14 protein-coding genes are annotated in these 18,725 nt (G+C 70.2%); 6 read left to right on the top strand and 8 right to left on the bottom strand.

Annotation, left to right across the window (positions count from 1 at the left end; all coding sequences use genetic code 11):
- Nucleotides 1-156: 156 nt before the first annotated feature.
- Entirely contained in the window at nucleotides 157-1,551 is a 1,395-nt protein-coding gene (gene proP, locus ACFTZL_RS21985; protein WP_382585310.1) for a glycine betaine/L-proline transporter ProP, read from the bottom strand.
- A 275-nt stretch (nucleotides 1,552-1,826) separates the two neighbouring features.
- Here proP and ACFTZL_RS21980 point away from each other — a divergent pair, with 275 nt between their 5' ends.
- Nucleotides 1,827-3,875 (top strand): phosphatase PAP2 family protein, encoded by a 2,049-nt coding sequence (locus ACFTZL_RS21980; RefSeq protein WP_382585307.1) that lies wholly within the window; start codon nucleotides 1,827-1,829, stop codon nucleotides 3,873-3,875.
- Here the strand turns inward: ACFTZL_RS21980 and ACFTZL_RS21975 are convergent.
- Together ACFTZL_RS21975 and ACFTZL_RS21970 are read right to left on the bottom strand one after the other, a co-directional pair.
- On the bottom strand, nucleotides 3,859-4,725 hold the full coding sequence (locus ACFTZL_RS21975) for a hypothetical protein (RefSeq protein ID WP_382585304.1): 867 nt from the start codon (nucleotides 4,723-4,725) through the stop codon (nucleotides 3,859-3,861). The genes ACFTZL_RS21980 and ACFTZL_RS21975 overlap by 17 nt on opposite strands.
- A 34-nt stretch (nucleotides 4,726-4,759) precedes the next feature.
- On the bottom strand, nucleotides 4,760-5,098 hold the full coding sequence (locus ACFTZL_RS21970; RefSeq protein ID WP_382585301.1) for a peptidase inhibitor family I36 protein: 339 nt from the start codon (nucleotides 5,096-5,098) through the stop codon (nucleotides 4,760-4,762).
- Nucleotides 5,099-5,558: 460 nt separating this feature from the next.
- Here ACFTZL_RS21970 and ACFTZL_RS21965 point away from each other — a divergent pair, with 460 nt between their 5' ends.
- Nucleotides 5,559-6,542 carry an ArsR family transcriptional regulator gene (locus ACFTZL_RS21965; RefSeq protein WP_382585298.1) on the top strand — a complete coding sequence of 328 codons (984 nt, stop codon included), beginning with the start codon at nucleotides 5,559-5,561 and terminating at the stop codon, nucleotides 6,540-6,542.
- A gap of 151 nt (nucleotides 6,543-6,693) precedes the next feature.
- Nucleotides 6,694-9,144: an MFS transporter gene (locus tag ACFTZL_RS21960; protein WP_382585295.1), complete on the top strand. Its 2,451-nt coding sequence runs from the start codon at nucleotides 6,694-6,696 to the stop codon at nucleotides 9,142-9,144.
- Here ACFTZL_RS21960 and ACFTZL_RS21955 read toward each other — a convergent pair.
- From ACFTZL_RS21955 to ACFTZL_RS21945, 3 genes are read right to left on the bottom strand one after another with little or no spacing between them, the layout of a single operon-like run.
- Nucleotides 9,132-13,370 carry an AAA family ATPase gene (locus tag ACFTZL_RS21955; RefSeq protein WP_382585292.1) on the bottom strand — a complete coding sequence of 1,413 codons (4,239 nt, stop codon included), beginning with the start codon at nucleotides 13,368-13,370 and terminating at the stop codon, nucleotides 9,132-9,134. The two genes, ACFTZL_RS21960 and ACFTZL_RS21955, sit on opposite strands and share 13 nt — an antisense overlap.
- Nucleotides 13,367-14,200 carry a hypothetical protein gene (locus ACFTZL_RS21950; protein WP_382585289.1) on the bottom strand — a complete coding sequence of 278 codons (834 nt, stop codon included), beginning with the start codon at nucleotides 14,198-14,200 and terminating at the stop codon, nucleotides 13,367-13,369. The genes ACFTZL_RS21955 and ACFTZL_RS21950 overlap by 4 nt, the downstream gene beginning before the upstream one ends.
- 31 nt (nucleotides 14,201-14,231) lie before the next feature.
- Entirely contained in the window at nucleotides 14,232-14,642 is a 411-nt protein-coding gene (locus tag ACFTZL_RS21945) for an ATP-binding protein (protein ID WP_382585286.1), read from the bottom strand.
- A 91-nt stretch (nucleotides 14,643-14,733) separates the two neighbouring features.
- On the opposite strand from ACFTZL_RS21945, the gene ACFTZL_RS21940 reads away from it, so the two are divergent.
- Nucleotides 14,734-15,561: a helix-turn-helix domain-containing protein gene (locus ACFTZL_RS21940; protein WP_382585284.1), complete on the top strand. Its 828-nt coding sequence runs from the start codon at nucleotides 14,734-14,736 to the stop codon at nucleotides 15,559-15,561.
- Nucleotides 15,542-15,730, top strand: a complete 189-nt coding sequence (locus tag ACFTZL_RS21935) for a DUF397 domain-containing protein (protein WP_382585281.1) — start codon at nucleotides 15,542-15,544, stop codon at nucleotides 15,728-15,730. Before ACFTZL_RS21940 ends, ACFTZL_RS21935 begins: the two co-directional genes overlap by 20 nt.
- Here the strand turns inward: ACFTZL_RS21935 and ACFTZL_RS21930 are convergent.
- Nucleotides 15,714-16,883 carry a steroid 3-ketoacyl-CoA thiolase gene (locus tag ACFTZL_RS21930; protein ID WP_382585278.1) on the bottom strand — a complete coding sequence of 390 codons (1,170 nt, stop codon included), beginning with the start codon at nucleotides 16,881-16,883 and terminating at the stop codon, nucleotides 15,714-15,716. The two genes, ACFTZL_RS21935 and ACFTZL_RS21930, sit on opposite strands and share 17 nt — an antisense overlap.
- 217 nt (nucleotides 16,884-17,100) lie before the next feature.
- On the opposite strand from ACFTZL_RS21930, the gene ACFTZL_RS21925 reads away from it, so the two are divergent.
- Complete coding sequence (locus ACFTZL_RS21925) at nucleotides 17,101-18,339, top strand: cytochrome P450 (RefSeq protein ID WP_382585275.1); 1,239 nt, start codon at nucleotides 17,101-17,103, stop codon at nucleotides 18,337-18,339.
- 69 nt (nucleotides 18,340-18,408) lie between these two features.
- On the opposite strand, the gene ACFTZL_RS21920 is transcribed toward ACFTZL_RS21925, so the two are convergent.
- Nucleotides 18,409-18,725 (bottom strand): transglycosylase SLT domain-containing protein (locus tag ACFTZL_RS21920; RefSeq protein WP_382585272.1); only part of this gene is annotated, 317 nt, incomplete at its 5' end.

The raw sequence follows: 18,725 nt of genomic DNA, 5'->3' as shown, positions 1-18,725 counted from the left end.
GGTGGGCGGTGAAGTAGGCGTCGACCTCGTCCCAGACGTGCGACTCGCTCATGCACCTCTACCTTTCGTACGCATAGTTAGCTTCCCTAACTACTGGCGCTGTCGAAGATAGTTGGTGCGGCGGTCCGCTGCCAGGGGGATTTCACCCGGCGTGTCTCAGCCCGTCACGGACGGTGCCGAGCCCGGCAGCGGGCGCCCCGCCGACTCCGTCATGCGCCACACCGCGAAACCGCCGATCACGGCCGCGGCCATCATGTAGTACGCGGGCATCATCATGTTCCCGGTCGCGCCGATCAGGGCCGTGACCACCAGCGGGGTCGTGCCGCCGAACAGGGACACGGAGACGTTGAAGCCGATGGAGAGCGAGCCGTAGCGGACCCGGGTCGGGAACAGCGCCGGGAGCGCCGAGGGCATCGCCGCCGTGAAGCACACCAGCAGCATGCCCAGCGCGCCCATGCCGAGCCCGACCGCGAGCAGGCTGCCCTGGCGGATCAGCAGCAGGGCCGGGACGGACAGCAGCAGGAAGCCCGCACAGCCGGTGGCGATCACCGGGCGGCGGCCGACGCGGTCGGTCAGCGCGCCGACGAACGGCTGGGCGATCATCATCAGCGCCATCACACCGAGGACGACGAGCAGACCGTGCGTCTCGTCGTAGTGGAGCTCACTGGTCAGGTAGCTCGGCATGTACGACAGCAGCATGTAGTCGGTGACGTTGAAGACCAGCACCAGGCCGACGCAGAGCAGCAGCGCGCGCCACTGGCCGGTGACCATCTCGCGCAGCGGCACCTTGGGCCGGTTCGTCTCGGCCTTCTCGACCTCGGCCGCGAACGCCGGGGTCTCCTCCAGGCGCATCCGCAGGTAGAGGCCGATGATGCCCATCGGGCCCGCGATCAGGAACGGGATGCGCCAGCCCCAGGAGGTGAGGTCGTCGGTGGAGAGCAGGGCGGTCATCAGGGTGACCAGGCCCGCGCCGCCGATGTAGCCGGCGAGGGTGCCGAACTCCAGCCAGCTACCGAGGAAGCCGCGCCGCTTGTCGGGGGCGTACTCGGCGATGAAGGTGGAGGCGCCCGCGTACTCGCCGCCGGTGGAGAAGCCCTGCACGAGGCGGGCCACGAGGAGCAGGATCGGCGCGCCGACACCGATCGTCGCGTACGACGGGATCAGACCGATCGCGAAGGTGCCCGCGGCCATCATGATCATGGTGAGCGCGAGGACCTTCTGGCGCCCGACGCGGTCGCCGAGCGGGCCGAAGACCATGCCGCCGAGGGGGCGGACCAGGAAGGCCGCGGCGAAGGCGCCGAACGTGGAGAGGAGCTGCGCGGTGGGGTTGCCCGACGGGAAGAAGACCTTGCCCAGGGTGACCGCGATGTAGCTGTAGACACCGAAGTCGAACCATTCCATCGCGTTGCCCAGCGCGGCCGCCTTCACGGCGCGCTTGACGAGCGCGGGGTCGGTGACGGTGGTGTCGTGGGCCTTCGCCGTGCGGCTCTTGAGCGCGGACGTGGGAGCAATGACTGAGGCAGTCACAAGACTCGCTCGCCTACCTTTCATCGGGGACAGGGGCGCGGTCCGCGCGGCGGCGCTGTCGTACGGGCCGAAAAAGCGACGATAGGCGGGGAATGCCCGCTCACGGGCGGTATGCCTTTCGTTGCAGGGTGCATCTAAACACCGGCTATGCAGGCACGCTTGCCCGGCCGGGAGCGGTTCCCACGTGATCTTGATGTGATCCTTCTCGCGTTCACGAGAGGCAACCGCGCGTCTCGCGCACTATCGTCAACCGGACGAAGGGGGCATACAGGTCATACAGGGTAGAAGGCCGACGAGGCGTGACGAATGCGGAGCGCAGCGGACGACCGACGGAATCCTTCGGAGCGACAGCCGTCGGCAGACCTCACGCACGCCTGCGCATGGCCTGCCTCGGGCTGTGGCTGATCGTCGCCGTCCTCGCGGCACGGCAGGTGGCCGTCGTCCTCGGCACCCCGCGCGGGGAGCGGCTGACGGACCTGGAGACCTGGGTCGGGCCGAACGGCGTCCTGCACGTCAACGGCTCGCTCTACGACTCGACCCGCTTCACCGGAACCCCCTTCAACGGGCTCGCCCTCAAGCCCCTCACCCGTTCGGCCGAACAGGCCCTCGGCTGGGGCTGGACCTTCGGCACGCTGCTGCTGGTCGCCGCCCTCGGGCTGATCGCCGCCCGCGCCCTGCCCCAGCCCGTCGGCCGCCGCACCGCACTGCTGGCCGCCCCCGTCGCCATCGGCCTGCTCATGCTGTCCCTGCCGGTCCGCAACACCCTGTGGCTCGGTCAGTCCAGCATCATCCCGGTCCTGCTCGTCCTGCTGGGCTGCTTCGTCGCCCACGGCCAGCGGACCAGCGGTCTGCTCATCGGAGTCGCGGCCGCGCTCCAGCCCACCCTGCTGCTCTTCACGCCCCTGCTGTGGTGCACCGGCCGCGGACGCGCCGCGCTCTCCGGCGGCGTCACCTTCGCCGCCTGCACCGCGCTCGCCTGGGCGGCGATGCCGCGCGACTCCGCCATCTACTGGGTCCACCACCTCGCCGGCGTCGGCCTCGGCGGCCGGGCCGACGACCTCGGCAACCAGTCCCTGCACGGCGCCCTGCTGCGGCTCGGCCTGAACGGCCCCCTGGAGGTCGCGCTCTTCCTGGTCCTCGGCGCGGCCGTCGCCGTCCTCGCCCTGCGCCGCGCCGTGCGGTACGTCGCCGACGGCCAGTTGCTGCTCGCCGTCGCGATCACCGGCTGCGCCGCCATCGTCGTCTCACCCGCGGCCTGGCAGCACCAGTTGCTGTGGGTGCTGCTCGCGGTCGTCGGCCGGGCCGGCAGACGCGCTCGTGACCGGTACGTATGGCCGGTCGCCGTCGTCCTGGTCATGACCCTGCCGACCAGGCTGCTGCTTCCGGACATGGCGGCACTGGACCCGCTGCGCACCGACCTCGTCCTGCTGGCGGCCCTGGCCGCCGCCGTGGCCGTCCCGTTCCTGTCCCGCGCCTCTCCGCACTACCGGTCGCCGATACCGACCGAGTACGCGCCCGCCGCCCCGGCCCGCTTCCGGCACGTACCGCTGCTGCCCTTCCTGCGCCGGGTCCTCACCCGGCCGAACCTCCTCCTGGAGCTTCTCCTCCTGCGGGTCGCCTACGCCGCCTACTCCCAGGTCCGGCTCGCCGCCACCGGGGGCAGCATCTCGGCCGGCCGGGCCGAGGCCGAGGAGCACGCCTGGCAGATCCTCGGCCTGGAACGCGCCCTGCACCTCGACATCGAGCACTGGGCCAACCACGCCGTGGTGCGGACCGACTGGCTACGGGCCTTCTTCGACTTCTACTACGAGTCGTTCCACTTCGTCGTCCCGCTGGCCGTCCTCGCCGTCCTGTACTGGCGCCGCCCCGCCGAGTACCGCTGGGCCCGCTCCGCCCTCGGCTTCGCCACCCTGCTCGCCCTGGCCGGCTTCTGGCTCTACCCGCTGGCCCCGCCGCGGCTGATGCCGACGCTCGGCTTCATCGACACCGTCCACGGCGTCCAGGACTTCTCCCGACCCGACTACGGCACGCTCACGGACGTCACCAACCAGTACGCCGCCATGCCGTCCCTGCACTTCGGCTGGTCGCTGTGGTGCGGCGTCGTCATCGCCGTCCTGGCGCGCCGGTGGTGGACGAAGGCCCTGGGGCTGCTGCATCCGCTGCTCACCGGGTCCGCGATAGTCGTGACGGCGAACCACTGGGTGATCGACGCGGTGGGCGGGGCGGTCGTGGTCGGGGCGGGCTTCGGGCTCGTCTACGTGCTGACGGGGCCGCGGCCGGCGGTCGCGGGGCGTGCCGTGTCGGGGGCGCGGGACAAGGCGGGCCGTTCCGTCAGTGCCGGTCGATGATCTCCCTGGCCTGTTCCAGGCTCCCGGCCTTCGCGGCGGCGAGCCGGGCGAAGTAGGCGCGATTGCCGGCCACGGACTGCCGCTGCAGCCGGGACTCCGCCCCGAACAGGACGGCGACCAGGCGCGTCCGCTGTTTGCACCGGACGTCCGCCACGGCTGTGGCGATCTCTTCGTGCGACGCCCCGGGCGGTTTCCGGGACCACCAGCGGGAGTCGGCGATGGACTCGTCGGGCGTCCGGTAGCCGAAGCCCTTCTGCCGCATGCACGTTTCCCAGTTCTTCAGCGCCGCGCGCGACTCCGGCTCCTTCTTGGCCCGCGCCAGCAGTTCGGAACTCAGCCGGTTGAAACGGTCGTAGTCGGCATTCGCCCCGTCGCGCTGAAGTTGGTCGTTCGCCTTGTATCCGCAGCCGTTCTTCTCGTCGTAGGCCGCTCGTATGCCGGCGGATCCGAGTTGTTCGTCGCGTTTCTTGCGCAGGTTCGTGATGTCGGTGCCCGCCGACAATACCGCCGAGGTCGCGTGATAGCCGAGTTTCCGGGCCACCGCTATTTCGATGACCCCGTATCGCCGCCGGTTCTTCAGGTCGTCGATATGCGCGGGATAATCGAGGACCTTCCAGTCATGGCCGCGGGCCCGCATGCACGACCGCATCAGCAGATCGCGCGCCTCGGCGACCACGAACGACTCCTGATGGGAGGGCTCGTAGGCGTCGAACGGCAGGATCAGGCCCCGCACCTCGGCGGTGGGGGCCACGGGCTCGGGGGCGCTGTCGCTCCGGGGCGCGGCACTCGCCGCGCAGCCTGTCGCCAGGATCGCCAGCGCCGTGAGGAGGGCGGCGCGGGGGTGTGTCACGGTCGGAAACATCTCTGCACCGCCCTCGTCGCGTCTAGCGGAAGTCCACGCAACTGGCCTTGTTGTCGAACCCGTTGTTGCTGAAGTCCGCGTCGACGGAGTTGGCCCGGGCGAAGTAGTTGTCGCCGGAGCAGCCGACGTTCTGATAGAGCGCCACATCGCGGCTGGTCTGGTTCTTCATCGAGCTGGCACCGTTGTTGACCGGGCTCGTCGTGCCGTTCCAGAAGGTGTCGCTGAGGTCGCGGTCGTCACCCGAGAAGTTCTTGCTGCTGCCCCCGAAGTCGTCGTGCTGGAACAGCCAGAGGTAGGTGGCCTGGGTGCCGCTGTCGGCGGCGGTGGCCGTCTGGGCGAAACCGAAAGCGGTCGCACCCACGAGCGCGACGGAACCGATAGCGGCGGCAATGCTGCGACGCATTTCTCTCCCTGAAGTGGGGGTGGCTGGCTTCTTTCGGCTTTGATTCCACAGGCTGAACATGACCGCGTCAACGAAACATCGAAGCGTTGGCCGGATGTGAAAAGCGGGGTGTTCCTCGGTGGCCGTCGGGGGAGAGCGCTTCACATGAGAGTTTGGAGCGACGTCGAAGGGAGGATCACGTCACTCCGTTTGGCGGTTGGCCGAAAGAGGTGCTCCCGACAAGATTCGAGACTGATGGAATGTCCCGGATGTGCGAGAAAATGATCTGGCGGGGCGCCTGATGCGTCTGTGAGGATCTCGATCCGACGGGGGGCTGTCGATCGTGACCGGATCGACGGCTGCCGCCCGAGGACGGCGGGGGGATCGAGTGATTTCTGTACGTTTGGGTGCCGATGCGCTGACCGATGCAACGTTCGCGATGTCTCCGTTGGCACAGATGGTGTTTCTGCTGGGGCTCGGCAGGACCGCCGACGGCGCGGGACTGCGCATCGAACGCCCCGCGGCGCGGGAGGTCCTGTTCAGGAAGAACCTGCACCTGCTGATGGCGCTGCGCCGGGAGACCCGGACATACGCGCCCGGTTTCCTCTTCGCCCACCGGGACCTGTACGGCTCACTGGACGCGGAGTTGCATCAGGTGGCGTCGACACCCAGCGTCGTGGTCGCCCGCCAGATGGACCGCTTCCTGAAGCGGGGACAGTACGGAAGGCCGTCGCGGGTATCCGCGGACATGCGGACGATCGCCGCCGCCCTGGAGGCCGGGGAGCGATCGTTCGTCGAGCGGGTGGCGTCGGAACTCGCGCAGTACTGGCTGGCGTTCCTCGCGGACCGTTGGGATGTCACGCAGTCCCAGATCGAGGCTGACATCCGGCTCCGGGCCGCTTCCATGGCCAGACGCGGACTGAGCGCCACGCTCAACTCCCTGCACCCCGCGGTCTCCTACGACTCCGGCGCGCTGCACATCCGCGACGAGCGCTCCTGGAAGGTGTGCGAGTCGACCAGGATCGTGCTGCACCCCTCGCCGCTCGTGTCGACCTGGCTGCTGCGGGACGACCCGTGGGGCGAGGACGGCACCCATCTCGCCTACCCGGTCGGGGCGAACGGCGCGAAGAGCGGCCTCCCGGTGGAGGAGCCGGCGGCGGACGCGTTGGGCAAGGTGATCGGGGAGGCCCGGCTGCTCCTCCTGTCCGACCTGGGCAGCGCCCGCACGACCACGGAACTCGCCGAACGGCACCGGATGAGCGCCTCGACAGTGTCGTACCACTTGCTGAGGCTGCATCGCGTCGGGCTGCTGAACCGGACGCGGGAGGGCAGCCGGGTGTACTACCAGCGCACTCCGGAAGCCGATCGACTGGTCGCCCGCCGCGACCGCCGGACCCTCACGCGCCAGTTCGCCGGCGCGTAGCGGTACGCCTGCCCACCGGTGTCGGAAAACCGTCGAAAGTGCCCTCCGCATGTCGGTTTCCCGCACCCGGGCGGCTCCTGGCTGGCTCTCGGCCGCGGGTGGCTGAAAGGTGTGCCTCGCTGTCCACCCGAATATCGACATGGAGGGTTCTGTGAACGTGGCAACGACGGCCGACGGACCTCGGCGGAGTCCGAAAGCCACACTCCTGATGGCCTGCATCGGGGTGTTCGTCGCCTACCTGCCGGTCACCACCGTCTCCGTCAGTCTCCCCGCCATCCAGCGGGACCTGCACGCCTCGACCTCCCAACTGTCCTGGGTCTCGGACGCGTTCGTCCTGCCCATGGCCGCGCTCATCCTGACGGCCGGGGTCGTCGGAGACGTGCACGGCCGCAAGAAGGTCTTCCAGGCCGGCCTGCTGTTCTCGGCCGTCGGGGCCGCCGTCGCGATGAGCGCGCAGTCGGTCCAGGTGCTGTGGGCCGGGCAGGCGCTGGCCGGGACGGGCGCGGCGGCGCTGCTGCCCACGACACTGGCGCTGATCAGCCACGCCGTGCCGAACCCGCACGAACGCGCCAAGTTCGTCGGACTGTGGGCCGCCGCCCTGTCGCTGGCGCTGGCCGTCGGCCCCCTCATGGCGGGCGTGATCCTCCAGCACACCGCCTGGCACTGGATCTACCTGCCCGCGATACCCGTGGCCCTCCTCACCATGGCGGTCGCCGTTCCCCTGGTCGCCGACTCGCGGGCCCCCGGCTCGCGCAAGCTGGACTGGCCCGGCCAGTTCACCGCCGCACTGACCATCACCGCGCTCGTCTACGGCGTCATCGAGGGCGGCGCACAGTCCTTCACCGAGCCCCAGGTCGTCGTCGCCCTGGCCCTCGCGGCCGTCGGCGCCGTCGCCTTCGTCCTGGCCGAACGGCGCAGCCCCAGCCCGATGCTGGACCTGACGCTGTTCCGCAGCGCCGCCTTCAGCGCGACCACGCTCATCGCGATGATCAGCTTCCTGGGCCTGATCGGCTTCTTCTTCGTCCTCAGCCTCTACTTCGGCATGGTGCAGCGGCTCGACACCCTCGACGCGGGCTACCGCATGCTGATGGTGACCGCGGTGAGCCTGCTCCTCGGAGTCGTCGTCGGACCGCTGATGCGGCGCATCCCGGCCCGCGCCCTGATCACCACCGGCCTGCTCGCCACCACCGGCGCGCTGCTGTCCCTCACCGCCCTCGACGCGCACACCGCGTTCGGGCCGCTGGCCTGGCGACTGGCGCTGCTCGGACTCGGCATGGGCCTAGTCATCACCCCCATGACCGCCACCGCCGTCGCGTCCGTGCCGCATCACCTCGCCGGTATGGCGGCGGCCGGCAACAACGCCTTCCGGCAGGTCGGCGGCGCCCTCGGCCCCGCCGTCCTGGGCACGCTGCTGACGACCAAGGCCACCGACGCCCTGCCCGGTCACCTCGCCGACGCCGGCGTGCACGGAGCGACGGCCCATCAGGTCACCGCCGCCGTCGACGCCGCCGGACTGGGAGCGGTGGCCCGCCTGGACCTGGGAGCCGACACCGGCCGCGCCCTGGGCGCCCTGTCCGAGTCCTTCCTCGACGGCCTCCGGCTCTGCCTGCTCGTCGCCGCGTCCCTGGCGCTGCTGGCGGCGCTGGTGGGGGCGGTGCTGCTGCGCAAGCCGAAGCCGGTGTCCGAGCCCGGGGCCGAGTCCGCGCCTGAGCGCGCGTCCGGGTCCGAGCGCGCGTCCCGGTCCGCGCCCGCGCCTGAGCCCGCGTCCGCGTCCGGGGTTGCGCTCACGTCCCGGTCCGCGCCCGGGGCAGGGTCCGCGCCCGAGCCTGTCGCTGCGATCGGCCCCGGCGTCACCGGCCGAGTGAGCGACGGCGCCGGAAACGCCATGCAAGGCGCCACGCTCACCCTGATCTCCCTGGCCGGGCGTCAGGTAGGCCGGGCCGTGGCACACGACGCCGGCCGCTACCGGCTGACCGCCCCCGGGGCCGGTTCGTACGTCCTGATCGCGGCGGCGGACGGCCACCAGCCCCAGGCCACCACACTCGCGCTCGGCGAGGAGCCGCTGCCCCACGACGTGGTCCTGTCCGGCGGCAACGGCCTCGCGGGCACGGTGGCCACGGCCGACGACAGGCTGCCGGTCGAAGGCGCGACGGTCGTCGTGACGGACATCCGCGGCGACGTCCTGGCCACGGGCATGACCGACGTGACCGGCGCGTTCGGCTTCGGCCATCTGCCCGCCGGTGACCTCACGATCGCCGTGAACGCCAACGGATACCGCCCGGCCGCGCTCCCCCTGATGTCCGGCGCCCCGACCACCGGCCTCGAGGTACTGCTGCAACCCGGCGCGCGGTTGCAGGGCGTCGTCCGCGCGGGCAACGGCCGCAACCCCCTGGCCGACGCGCGGGTCACCCTCGTCGACGCCGCCGGGAACGTCGTAGGCACGGCCATCACCGGCACGGACGGCGCCTACGCCTTCACCGACCTGGACACGGGCGACTACTCCCTGATCGCCAGCGGGTACGCGCCCGTGGCCACGACGGTGACCGTGGACGGAGGGAGTCCGAACGACGTCCATCCGCGGCTGGCTCATCAGGACAGCTGACGGGCGTCTCTGCTGAAGACGGCTATGTCACTGCCGAAGGCACAGGCCAGGAGGCCGCTCTCGTGCAGGGCCACCGCTTGGCACGTACCGGGTACGTGGATGACATCGATGAGGCTGAAGGTGCGGAGGTCCCAGATCCGGACCGTATTGTCGTCCGAGCCGGTGACGGCGACCGGGCGGCCGTCCAGCTCGGCGCACACCAGGGCGGTCACGAACTGGGTGTGGCCGGTCATCGCGGGCCCGACGTCCTGGTGCGTGCGGAGGTCCCGTACCCGGATCGCATGGTCTTCCGAGGCGAACAGGACCACTGGGCGGTCGCCCAGCGTCGTACAGGCGATCGGCCCCTGCGTATAGCCCGGTCCGGGATCCCCCAGAGCTCGGCCCTTGGTCAGATCCCAGACCCGGACGGTCTTGTCGTCCGTGGACGCCGTGACGGCGACCGGGCGGCCGTCCAGCACCGTGCACGCGACGGCCGAGACCCATCTGCCGTGGCCCTCCAGGGGTGGGTACACCTCGTCGCCCGTGGCGAGATCCCACACCCGTACCTTCGCCTTCAACGTCGCGCCGACGACGACCGGGCGGCCGTCGAGGAGGGTGCACGCCACCTGCGCCACGGATTCGAAATCGAGCTGGATGGATGACCCCGCGGGCCCGCCCGACAAGAGGTCCCACGTCCGCACGGTGTAGTCCATGTCGCCACCGCTGACGGCGACCGGGCGATCACCCAGCATCGTGCAGATCAGGGATCTCACCCCCTCTGTGTGCCCGGTCATGGGCTCGCCCGCAGGCAGTCCGGCGGCAAGATCCCACACGCGTACGGTGCTGTCCCCGGAGCCGGTGACCAGGACGGGGCGTTCGTCGAGGGACGACAGAGCGAGGCTCCACACCATGTGTGTGTGACCGATTACGGGGTGGCCGGCGACCTGGCGAGGCGACAGGTCCCAGACCCGGACCGTGCCGTCGAACGATCCGGTGACGGCTACCAGTTGTCCGGAGAGCGATGAGCATGCCACGGACAGGACACCGGCGCTGTGACCTTTCAGCGGGGGATCCACCTGCTGCCGCGTGGTCAGGTCCCAGGTCCGGACGGTGGCGTCCTGGTGACTGACGAGCGCGACCGGCCGGCCGTCGAGCTCCGCGCACACCAGCGAGAACGCCCAGTCGTCGTGGCCTGGCCACTCGGCCAGGTGCCGGCCGGTCTCCAGATCCCAGAGGTGCATCGTCCCGTCCCGTGCGTGGCCAACGGCGACAGGGCGGTTGTCCAGCCATGTACATCCCACGGCCAGGATCCAGAGGCTCCTGGTGCCCCGTAGAGCGCGCAGCCTGCGCTGGGACGCCAGGTCCACCATGAAGAGATCCTCTCCGATTGCGCTGACGACGACGATGGGCAGGCCACGCACCGCCGCGCACGCGAGAGAGATCACATGGCCCTTCACGGTCAGGGGCTCTCCCATGGGACGGCCGGTGGTCAGGTCCCAGATCCGGACCGTTCTGTCCTCCGCGCCGGTGACGGCGACCGGGCGGCCGTCCAACTCCGTGCACGCCAGCTCCTCCACCGCGTCGGTGTGTCCTGTCAGGGGCTCTCCCACGGGTCGGCCGGTGGTCAGGTCCCAGATCCGGACCGTCCTGTCCTTCGAGCCGGTGACGGCGACCGGCCGGCCGTTCAGCTCCGTGCACACCACCGCCTGTACCGAGTCGGTGTGGCCGGACAGCGGTTCTCCGAGCGGCTGGGCGGTGGTCAGATCCCAGATCCGCACGGTGTTGTCCCGGGAAGCGGAGACGGCGACCGGTCGGCCGTTCAGCTCCGTGCACGCCACCCCGCCCACAGGAGCCGTGTGACCGACCAGGGCGCCCCGCATATTGGCCGACACCTGCCAGCCGGACGCGGCGACGGGCTTCCACGCGCGCTTGGCCGACCGGCTGTTGAACGCCTCCAAGACCGCGGGCACGTTGAACCGAGCGGCGTTCACCGCGAGGACCTGGCGCCGGCTCGTCACGTCCAGCTCGCGATGGACGTTGAGGGAGAGAAGGTAGATCGCCGCATGCAGGCGCGCGAGGTCGCTCTCGGCCCGCAGCAGGTGGAGGGCGAGGGTGTCGCAGTCCGCGTGGACCAGGTACTCGGTGTCGGTCAGCAGCGTGTCGAGCAGGCCTGCGGTGACCGCGTGGGTGGCCAGGTGTCGCAGCGCGTACGGATGCGCCCGCCCCCAGTCGTGTGTCCCGTCCAGGTGATACGGCACCGCCCCCCGCAGCACCACCGTGAACGCCCGGTGCGCCCGCCCCGCATCCTGGCCTTGTCGCAGATACTCCGCCATCGACTCGTGGTACAGCCGGTACACCGACCGCCCGTCCTCCACCGCCTCCACGACGTACGCCCCGGCGTCGCGCCGCAGTTGGTAGAGGTCGTGGTTGGTGTACGGCCGGCCGGAGAGCTCCGAGGCGAGTGGGGCCCAGATGTCCTCCCAGGGGAGGCCCTGGCCCTCGGCGTAGGCGAGGGGGCGGAGGAGGTCGAGGATGCGGTCGGCGTCCTCGGCGAAACGCTGGTGCAGGTCGCGGTGCATGGCGTCGGCCGCGGCGCTGGGCAGGGAGCGGCGCCAGACGGGATCGTCCGGGTCGGGCAAGGCCGGGGTCGCGGCGAGCGTGCCCGCCGTGATGCGGGCGACCAGGAAGCAGTGCCCGGCCGCTGCGGCGACCGCCTGGGCGACCCCCATCCGCACGCCGTTCGGGCAGTCGAGATACGGGGAGTCCCGGTGGGCGTCCAGGAGGTTGCGGAGCGTGTAGACCAGCACGGCGGCCGGGTCGGCGTACAGGGGCGAGTCGAGGTCGATGTGGCCGTCCGGGCACAGACCGAGGGGAGCGAAGAGGTGGGGGCGGGTGCCGAGGAGAAGGCGCAGGTGAGGGGCCGCCAGTTCCATCAGCGGGCGTAACACCTGGCCGCACAGGGTCGTCGGCGTCGCCGCCTCGTCCAGCCCGTCGATGAGGATGACGTGAGGGCGGTCCGGTTCGGGGCGGGCGCCGAGGTGGTTGAGCAGATCCGCCACCGCCTCCGCCGGCGGCAGCCGCAGCGCCGCGCAGATCGCCCGCACGATCTGCTGGTCGGTGAGGCTCTGCGCGTACACGGTCGTTCCGATGGCCTGCGCGGGCGGAAGCTGATCGTCGCGCAGTCCGATCGACGCCAGCGGCACCGTACGCCGGTACTCGGGGTCGCTCACCGCCGCCAGCAGACCCAGTACGGCGGTCTTGCCCGAGCCGGGAGCCCCGGTGACCACCAGCGCCGGGCACGCCTCGGCCGTCGGGTCGCCGAGCCACTCGGTGATGTCGTGAAGAGCCCGGTGGCGACCCGAGAACCACCAGCCCACCCGGCTCGGATCGCTGTGCCCCATCGCCCGCCGCAGCAGCCGCGTCCGGAACTCCACGTCCCGGCGCTTGTCCTGCTCGTCCCACTCCGCCGCCTGTTGCAAAGCCATGTCCGTGTGGGAGAGACGGTGGCTGTGCTTCGCGTTGGGCAGGAACGGCGGGACCTCGCCCGTCAGGCCGATGATCTCCAGGCCGATGTGCTGGTAGTCCGGGCGTTTCGGATTGGTGCGCGTGGCGTTCACGACCGCGTCCAGGGCCAGCAGCGGCGGGGTGTAGCCGGCCGTGGCCAGGCTGGTCACCGCCTCCGCCAGCAGCTCCGGGAAGGCACCCGTCTGCGCGAGTTCTCGTGGCTGGGCCGACGTGATCACCGCCAAGCCGGCCTCCTCCTCCCGCCAGTCGCTCTTCAACCGGGCCATGGCAGCCAGCAGTTCGTTGCCGCCCTGCCCGGAGAAGCAGGTGTCGAGCATCAGCAGCAGCCGCCGCACCTTCGTCCCGGCGAGGATCTTGCGCGCCAGCGTGCCGGGCAGCAGCGCGTCGTACAGATCGTCCGGCTCGGTGTCCGCGGTGAGCAGGACGTAGTCGCCGTTGTCGAGGACCTCCCCGTGCCCCGCGACGTACACGGCGACGACGTCGTCCGGACGGCGCTCCGGGGCACGGCAGAACTCGCGCAACTCACGCAGCAGTTGGTGCTTGCTGGGGTTCAGGCCGAGGTCGGACACGTGCGTGTAGCCGAGCTCGCCGGTGAACAGCTCCACCACCTTGCGACGGGCCTCCACCAGGCCGGGCCGGTCCCACTCCAGCTCCGCCGGCGCGTTCGGGTAGTGGCTGACAGCGGTCGCGATGAGGAAGCGCCGTGGCTCGGTCCCGGTCATGCCAGGCCCTCCGCCACCGCTTTGCCCGTCTCCTTCGCCGTCAGATAGAGCGTGGCGTCGTGCGCGTGCGAGCCGTTGTGCACGACCTTGCCGACGACGTCCGTTCCGAAGAACAGACCCAGATCCTTCACCGCGGCGACGACATCGCCCTCGTCGACGACGTTCGTCCACGACGACGTTCCCGGCCATGTTTCCGGGCCGGGCCGCAGCCGGTCGACCACCATCCGCATCCCCAGCGGCGAACCCAGCGTCACCAGCGCGCGCACCCCGTGCCCTTGGAGCGCGCACAGCGCCTCGTACGCGACGACCGAGCCGAGCGAGTGCGCCACCACGACCCGTGTGTCGGGGCCTATCGCCTCCTCGACCCGGCTCCGGGCCGCCTCCCGCAGCTCCCCGTCCAGCAGATAGCGGCGGACCTGCTTCAGGTCGAAGACCAGCGCCCGCAGGGTCACATCGCCGAAGAAGCGCGAGTGCTGGAGGACCCGCAGGGCCGTCTGTGCGGCACGGGGTGAACGGGCCAGGGTGTCCCCACCGGGCGGCGGCACGCCCGGATCGACCCGTGCCGCCTCCGCCCACCACTCCAGCAGCAGCTCCGACTCGAACCCGTCCTCCACGTCGTCCGCCGTGAACATCGGGTCGCCGACGGCCAGAGTGTGCCCGGGAGGCCGGAACAGATCGCCGTAGAACGCCATCCGCATTTCACCGGGGGTGAGTTCCGGGCCGTCCGCCAGGTCGAGCCCGTCGGCGAGCGCCGGCTCCCAGTCCTTCAGCAGCGTCTTGCTCCCCAGCCGCTGCTTCCCCACCCCGTGCACACCAACGATCCGCGCCATCGCACCCGTCCCCCGAGCTCAGCAGGACTGTTCACTGTAGAGCGACGGACTCGGCCCCGCATTCGAACCACACGGTCTTCCCACCGTCACGCCACACCGACACGCCCCACTTGTCGGCCATCGCGTCGAGCAGGAGCAGTCCACGGCCGTTCTCGGACTCCGGGTCCGGCCGGGGCGGGGAGACGGGCAGCCGGTTGCTGCCGTCCGACACCTCGACCCGCACGCCGTGCGGCTGCCGCAGCAACAGCAGTGCGCAGCGCCTGTCCGGGACGTGCCGTACGACGTTCGCGAGCAGCTCGGTCACGCCGAGTTCGACGGCGTCGGACAGCTCGGGCATACCCCACTCGCCGAGAAACGAGCGGACGATACGGCGGATGTGGTGGGCGGCGTGTTCACCGACGGTGAGGCGGATCGTGTACTGGGCGGGAAAGTATTCGTTCACAGGACGAGGCTGACGTGCGGTGACTACCCTCGGCTACGGAACGGATACAACCCGTCCCGTGGTGGACGGAGTTGCGTGAGAGGGGCTCTGCGTGACCAACATCAACGCCCTTGACCCGGGTGCCTCGCCCTTGGACTACTACGGCTTCGAGCTGCGGCGGCACAGGGAGGCGGCGGGCCTGACGCTGAAGCAGCTCGGGGGAATCCTCAACTACACCGGCTCGCTGGTGGGCCAGATCGAGACGGCGCGGAAGGTCCCGACGCCGGAGTTCAGCGAACGGGCGGATGCGGCGCTGGGCACGGACGGGATGTTCTCCCGGCTGGTGGAACTGGTTCTGCGGAGTCGGCTCCCGGCCTGGTTCCAGCAGGTGGCCGAGCTGGAGATGCGGGCCACCGAGATCTGCTCCTTCCAGACGCACATGGTCCTCGGTCTGCTGCAGACCCAGGGGTACGCGGGGGCCGTGCTCGGGGCGCTGGACCAGACCGACCTCGAAGACCGCACGGCCGTACGTCTGGCGCGTCAGCGCGTCTTTGAGAAGGCGGAGCCGCCCGTCTTCTGGGCCGTCCTCAGCGAGGCCGCGCTGCACTTGGAGATCGGTGGCTCCCGGGTCATGCGGGAGCAACTCGCCCACCTGTTGTCCTTCGAGAGCAACCCTCGGATCAACGTCCAGGTGTTGCCGTTCTCGGCGGGTGCGCACGCGGGGCTGCAAGGCTCGTTCGACGTCTACCGCTTTTCGAGCGACCCCACCATCGTCTACACGGAGGGGTACGGCAGCGGGTATCCGACCGCGAACCCGGACACGGTCAGGGAGTGTTCGCTCCGTTACGATCACCTCCGGGCCGCCGCGCTTTCCCTCAATGACTCGGCGGAGCTCATCCGGCGCGTAATGGAGGAACGCTATGGAGATTCAGTGGCGTAAGTCGACGTACAGCGGCGACCAGGGAGGCCAGTGCCTCGAGATCGCCGAAGCGCCCACCACCATCGCAATACGCGACTCCAAGAACCCGGCGGGACCGATCCTCACCCTCGACCCCGCCACGTTCTCCACCTTCATCAACTGGACGACGGCGACTACAGCCGCTGAATGATCGTGCCGGTGGCCAAACCGCCCCCCGCACACATGGTGATCAGCGCGAACTCCTTGTCCGTGCGCTCCAGTTCATGAAGTGCCGTCGTGATGAGCCGGGCCCCGGTGGCTCCCACCGGGTGCCCGAGCGCGATCGCGCCACCGTTCACGTTCACCTTCTCCAGGTCCTGCTCGAAGACCTGCGCCCAGCTCAGCACCACGGACGCGAACGCCTCGTTGATCTCGACCAGGTCGATGTCCTTCAGGGACATCCCGGCCTTGCCCAGCACGGCCTTGGTCGCGTCGATCGGTCCGTCGAGGTGGAAGTGCGGGTCCGCCCCCACCAGCGCCTGAGCCACGATCCGGGCCCGGGGTCGCAACTTCAGCGCCCTGGCCATCCGTTTCGACGCCCACATGATCGCCGCCGCCCCGTCGGAGATCTGCGACGAGTTGCCGGCCGTATGCACCGCCGTAGGCATGATCGGCTTCAGGGAGGCCAGCGCCTCCGCCGACGTGTCGCGCAGACCCTCGTCCCTGTCGACCAGGCGCCACATGCCCTGCCCGGCGTGCTGCTCCTCCTCCGTCGTCGGGACCTGGACGGCGAAGGTCTCTCGTTTGAAGCGTTCCTCCGCCCAGGCGTGGGCGGCCCGTTCCTGGGAGGCGAGGCCCAGCGCGTCGACGTTCTCGCGGGTGAGGCCACGATGGCGGGCGATCCGCTCGGCCGCCTCGAACTGGTTCGGCAGGTCCACGTTCCACTCGTCGGGGAACGGCTTGCCGGGCCCGTGCTTCGAGCCCGACCCCAGCGGCACCCGGGACATCGACTCGACCCCGCACGAGATGCCGACGTCGATCACGCCGGTGGCGACCATGTTGGCCAGCATGTGCGAGGCCTGCTGCGACGACCCGCACTGCGCATCGACGGTCGTCGCGGCCGTCTCGTACGGCAGCCCCATCGTGAGCCAGGCCGTGCGCGCGGGGTTCATGGACTGCTCGCCGGCGTGGGTGACCGTACCGCCGACGATCTGTTCGACGCAGTCGGCGGGGATGCCGGTGCGGCCCAGGAGTTCGCGGTAGGTCTCGCCCAGCAGGTAGGCGGGGTGCAGATGGGCGAGCGCGCCGCCGCGCTTGCCGATCGGGGTGCGTACGGCTTCGACGATCACGGGTTCGGCAGCCATGGGTGCGGGTCCTCTCCGGGAGGCTACGCGGAACTAGTACGCGTTCTAGTTCTGTCAGCAGTGTGCTGACGGTCACTCCGTGACCGCAAGGGTCGTGCGGGCAATTGAGGGGTCCATGCCTCTTGCTAGTTGTAGAACCCGTTACTACCGTCACCGCAACTCCGCACAACTGATGGGCCGTCAGAACAAGAGTCGGTACGAGTGGTGGGAGCCGCCCATGCCCTGTCCCGCGCTGCCCGACGGGTTCGACTTCACCGACCCGGACCTGCTGCATCAACGCGTGCCTCTGCCGGAGTTCGCCGAGCTGCGCCGGGTCGAGCCGGTCTGCTGGGTGCCGCAGCCGGCCGGTCTCGCCGGCTTCCAGGACGAGGGGTACTGGGCCGTCACCCGGCACGCCGACGTCAAGTACGTCTCCACGCACCCGGAGTTGTTCTCGTCGTACCTCAACACGGCGATCATCCGCTTCAACGAGCACATCGACCGGGACTCCATCGACGCCCAGCGGTTCATCCTGCTCAACATGGACCCGCCGGAGCACACCCGGGTCCGGCAGATCGTGCAGCGCGGGTTCACGCCCCGGGCGATCCGCGCGCTGGAGGAGCGGCTGCGGGCCCGCGCCCTCGCGATCGTCGCGAACGCCCGCACGCACACCGGGCCCTTCGACTTCGTCACCCAGGTCGCCTGCGAACTGCCCCTCCAGGCGATAGCGGAGCTGATGGGCGTCCCGCAGGAGGACCGGGACAAGATCTTCGACTGGTCCAACAAGATGATCGCGTACGACGATCCCGAGTACGCCATCACCGAGGAGGTCGGCGCCGAGTCGGCCACGGAGATCATCGCCTACGCGATGAACATGGCCGCCGACCGCAAGCAGTGCCCCGCCCATGACATCGTCACGCAACTGGTCGCGGCGGAGAACGAGGGCAACCTCAACTCGGACGAGTTCGGCTTCTTCGTGCTGATGCTGGCCGTCGCGGGCAACGAGACCACCCGCAACGCCATCACCCACGGCATGCACGCCTTCCTCACCCATCCCGAGCAGTGGGAGCTGTACAAGAGGGAGCGCCCGTCGACGACGGCGGAGGAGATCGTGCGCTGGGCGACCCCGGTCGCCGCCTTCCAGCGCACCGCCACACAGGACACCGAGCTGGGCGGCAAGCGGATCCGCAAGGGTGACCGCGTCGGCCTGTTCTACGCCTCCGCCAACCACGACCCGGAGGCCTTCGACGAGCCGGACGACTTCGACATCACCCGCGATCCCAACCCGCACCTCGGGTTCGGCGGGGGCGGCCCGCACTACTGCCTGGGCAAGTCCCTCGCGGTGCTGGAGATCGACCTCATCTTCAACGCCATCGCCGACGCCATGCCGGGGCTGCGGCTGGTCGACGATCCGCGTCGGCTGCGCTCGGCGTGGATCAACGGTGTGAAGGAACTCCGCGTCAGTACGGGCGGCTGAGTGGGGCGAAGGCGACGGCCCCGGGGATCGGGGGGCCGCCGCCTTCGGTCTTGGGGGGGTGGGTCCGGCTCAGTACGAGTGGTGGGACTGCCAGTGGTCCCAGGCGCCGCAGGCGCTGCCGTAGCGGTCCTTCATGTAGTCCAGGCCCCACTCGATCTGGGTGGCCGCGTTGGTCTTCCAGTCGGATCCGGCCGAGGCCATCTTGCCGCCCGGCAGGGCCTGGACCAGGCCGTAGGCCCCGCTGGAGGCGTTCCGGGCGTTCACGTCCCAGTCGCTCTCGTGCTCGACGATCTCGGAGAAGCACTGGTACTGGGCGTCGTCGCCGATCATCTTCTTCGCGACCGCCTTGGCCGAGGAGGGCCCCGTCGTCGCGCCCTGGGCGGGCG

The sequence above is a fragment of the Streptomyces sp. NPDC056948 genome (genome assembly GCF_042674225.1).
GTDB lineage: Bacteria > Actinomycetota > Actinomycetes > Streptomycetales > Streptomycetaceae > Streptomyces > Streptomyces purpurascens.
Note: the sequence above shows the minus strand (reverse complement) of the source record. Positions and strands in the feature narration are given on the sequence as shown.

Bases quoted from the DNA above. Each gene is read 5' to 3' on its own strand.
- ACFTZL_RS21965 (WP_382585298.1), top strand. From the start codon at position 5,559: ATGTCTCCGTTGGCACAGATGGTGTTTCTGCTGGGGCTCGGCAGGACC.
- ACFTZL_RS21930 (WP_382585278.1), bottom strand. From the start codon at position 16,883: ATGGCTGCCGAACCCGTGATCGTCGAAGCCGTACGCACCCCGATCGGC.
- ACFTZL_RS21935 (WP_382585281.1), top strand. From the start codon at position 15,542: ATGGAGATTCAGTGGCGTAAGTCGACGTACAGCGGCGACCAGGGAGGC.
- proP (WP_382585310.1), bottom strand. From the start codon at position 1,551: ATGAAAGGTAGGCGAGCGAGTCTTGTGACTGCCTCAGTCATTGCTCCC.
- ACFTZL_RS21925 (WP_382585275.1), top strand. From the start codon at position 17,101: ATGCCCTGTCCCGCGCTGCCCGACGGGTTCGACTTCACCGACCCGGAC.
- ACFTZL_RS21955 (WP_382585292.1), bottom strand. From the start codon at position 13,370: ATGACCGGGACCGAGCCACGGCGCTTCCTCATCGCGACCGCTGTCAGC.
- ACFTZL_RS21950 (WP_382585289.1), bottom strand. From the start codon at position 14,200: ATGGCGCGGATCGTTGGTGTGCACGGGGTGGGGAAGCAGCGGCTGGGG.